Genomic DNA, 2,055 nt, shown 5'->3' with positions numbered 1-2,055 from the left:
GAGATGAAGCTGATGCTGCAGCTCTTGCGGCCGCGCTTTTTCGTGCCGGTGCACGGCGAGTACCGAATGCTCGTGCAGCACGCGGAGCTGGCGCGCCAGGTGGGCGTTCCGCCCGACCACATCCAGATCGTCGAAAACGGGCAGGTGTGCGAGGTCACGGCGAACCGCATCCGCATCGCGGGCACCTTCCCGGCCGGCGAGGTCTTCGTCGACGGGCTCGGCGTGGGCGACGTCGGAAACATCGTGCTGAGGGACCGGCGCCAGCTGTCCGAGGACGGGATTCTCATCGTCGTCGTGGGCCTTGCGAAGGAGACGAGCCAGGTCGTCGCGGGACCCGACATCATCTCGCGCGGCTTCGTCTACATGCGGGAGTCCGAACAGCTTCTGGAAGAGGCGCGCAACCGCGTGGTCAGCGCCTTGATGGGCCGCAACGGCACCCCCGTGACGGAGTGGTCGACGATCAAGTCGCTCGTGCGCAACGCCCTCGCCCAGTTCCTCTTCGAGAAGACGAAGCGCCGCCCCATGATCCTGCCCATCGTGATCGAGATCTGACGCGTCGGGCTGTAACGGCGCGGCGGTCGCCACCGGGCCGCCGCGCCGCTTCGCGTTGCGCGTTCAGCGTTCCGCGTCAAGCAGCCTCGGCAGGTCCTGTATCCACGTGCGGAGGTCGTCGCGCACTCTGCGGAAGGCGGCGCGCGCTTCTTCGGGCGAGCCGGTCACCCTGGCGGGGTCCGGGAATCCCATGTGGATCGTGCGCGTGGCGTGAGGGAACAGGGGACAGGACTCCCGCGCGTCGCCGCAGAGCGTGATCACGGCGTCGAACCGCTCGCCCAGAAACTCTTCCACCGATTTCGAACGCTGATGGGCGATGTCGATGCCGACTTCGCGCATGACCTCGACGGCCATCGGGTGCACGACGGTCGGCCGCGTGCCGGCGGACATCGCTTCGATCGTGTCGCCGTGCAACGCACGGGTCCACGCCTCCGCCATCTGGCTGCGCGCGGAGTTCGCCGTGCAAAGGAACAGGACGCGATGGGGCATAGAGAGCCCTCCCGGTGCGATGGTACCACAACGCACGAAGAACGCGCAGCGCGGCCCGCGCTGCACGGAACTCGGTGTTCCTCCATGTCGACCTGGTCAACGGGGCGTTCGTCCCCAACGCCACCACGGTGACGGCGCTCCTGGCCGCCTCCCCCGGCGGCCCGGTCGTCACCGGTGCGGCCGTCTTCAGAGGAGACCGCATGGTGACAGCCGTCGACCTCCGCGACGTCGCCTTTCTCCGAGCGATGCGTCAGACCGGCGCCGTCCAACTGAGTTTCGATCCTCCACCGGGCAAGCGGTTTCCGGTCAGCGCAAGGATGCAACGGTTTTCCATCCGTGGCCGGCTGCAACCCGACGGCCAGACGGTGGTCGTGAGGGTGCGCGGGTCCGCGTTCATCGTCGACAGCCCCGAAGTGGAAGCGGGGCTCCAGGGAACGCAGATTCGCCAGCGACACATCAACCGGCAGCTTGCGGCCTGGACGCGGGATCTTCTCAAGAGAATGTACTGGCAACGGCTGGACGTTCTGGACATCGGGGAGACCGTCCGGGAGAGGCGGCCGGACGGTAACCTGCCCGCCGGCTGGCTGGACCGGCTGACCCACCTGCAGTTCCGCATCGATGCCGAGGTTCGGGTGATTCACGGGGACAGGGGATATTAGACGGCTGCCGTCTCCACGTGGTGTGGGGTGTAAGGAGATTTCGTCCCGGCGGATACTACGGTCCGAGGTGACCTGGGTGATAGAACACCGCAGTCCTGTGCAGGCCCGTTCCGCCGCGGCGAGCCGCGACGAAAGCGCGGACGCCGAGTCCACGGCCGTCGATGCCGTGAAGGAACTCGGCACGTCGAAGGCGGCCGAACCCGGCGAAAGCGACATCCACGTGCTCACCGTCATCGGCCAGATCGAGGGCCACATTACGCTGCCGTCGCAGAACAAGACGACGAAGTACGAGCACGTTTTGCCTCAGCTGGTCGCCGTGGAACAGAACGACAAGATCAAAGGGCTGCTCGTTCTC

At 66.8% G+C, this 2,055-nt stretch carries 4 protein-coding genes; 3 read left to right on the top strand and 1 reads right to left on the bottom strand.

Features of this window, described 5'->3' with window-relative positions; genetic code table 11:
- Positions 1 to 552, top strand: a 552-nt coding sequence (locus IRZ18_09920) for a ribonuclease J (GenBank protein MBX5477422.1), incomplete at its 5' end; no start/stop codon positions are given.
- 63 nt (positions 553 to 615) lie between these two features.
- Here IRZ18_09920 and IRZ18_09915 read toward each other — a convergent pair.
- Positions 616 to 1,041: an arsenate reductase ArsC gene (locus tag IRZ18_09915; protein MBX5477421.1), complete on the bottom strand. Its 426-nt coding sequence runs from the start codon at positions 1,039 to 1,041 to the stop codon at positions 616 to 618.
- A 74-nt stretch (positions 1,042 to 1,115) separates the two neighbouring features.
- Between IRZ18_09915 and IRZ18_09910 the strand changes: the two genes are divergently transcribed.
- Both IRZ18_09910 and IRZ18_09905 read left to right on the top strand, forming a co-directional pair.
- Positions 1,116 to 1,700 carry a hypothetical protein gene (locus IRZ18_09910; protein MBX5477420.1) on the top strand — a complete coding sequence of 195 codons (585 nt, stop codon included), beginning with the start codon at positions 1,116 to 1,118 and terminating at the stop codon, positions 1,698 to 1,700.
- Positions 1,701 to 1,776: 76 nt separating this feature from the next.
- Positions 1,777 to 2,055 (top strand): translocation-enhancing protein TepA (locus IRZ18_09905; GenBank protein MBX5477419.1); only part of this gene is annotated, 279 nt, incomplete at its 3' end.

The sequence above is a fragment of the Clostridia bacterium genome (assembly GCA_019683875.1).
Taxonomy (GTDB): Bacteria; Bacillota; Sulfobacillia; order RBS10-35; family Bu92; genus Bu92.
This window is presented reverse-complemented; position numbering and strand designations above follow the sequence as displayed.

Coding starts and splice junctions, on each gene's coding strand:
- IRZ18_09915 (MBX5477421.1), bottom strand. CDS start 1,041: ATGCCCCATCGCGTCCTGTTCCTTTGCACGGCGAACTCCGCGCGCAGC.